The organism is uncultured Microbulbifer sp., assembly GCF_947498635.1.
Classification (GTDB): domain Bacteria; phylum Pseudomonadota; class Gammaproteobacteria; order Pseudomonadales; family Cellvibrionaceae; genus Microbulbifer; species Microbulbifer echini.
In genome coordinates, this window is record NZ_CANMKV010000127.1 from 1 (window position 1) to 508 (window position 508).

Genomic DNA, 508 nt, shown 5'->3' on the forward strand with positions numbered 1-508 from the left:
CGATACTGCGGTCTGCGGGAGATAGGTCAACGGTGACCTTCTGCAGGCGGCCCTTGGCATCGTAGCTGTAGTGCAGACGCTGTTCGGTGGTGCCGTCGCTGCTGACGGTGACGGCGGTCACACGGGTACCGCTATAGGTGATCGCGAGGGTCTGGCCGGCGGCGTCGGTAATACTGTTCACCAGGCCACTGCTGTTGTGGCCAAAGGCTACCTGACGGCCTTCCGCATCGACACGGGCCACCAGTTTCCAGTGGCCATTGATATTGCCGTAGACCTCTTCGGTGCGGCTGGAGCCCTCGCGCCATACCCATTGGTTGTTGCCGCTATCGAACACTATCTGGTCGTGGGCACCGGCACCATCACTGGAAATATAGACCTGTAGGCTGGCATCGTAGGTATATAGAGTCCCAGCACCGTCGCCGCCAATACGGGTGATCTGGCTGCCGGGCTGGTTAGGAGTACCGACCAAATTGGTCAGCTGGTTGGAGAAATTAAAGCGGAAGCCGTC

Annotated in this window: 1 protein-coding gene; it reads right to left on the reverse strand. The window is 59.4% G+C overall.

Annotation, left to right across the window (positions count from 1 at the left end):
• Positions 1-508, reverse strand: a 508-nt coding sequence (locus Q1A69_RS20125; protein WP_299589714.1) for a hypothetical protein, incomplete at both ends; no start/stop codon positions are given.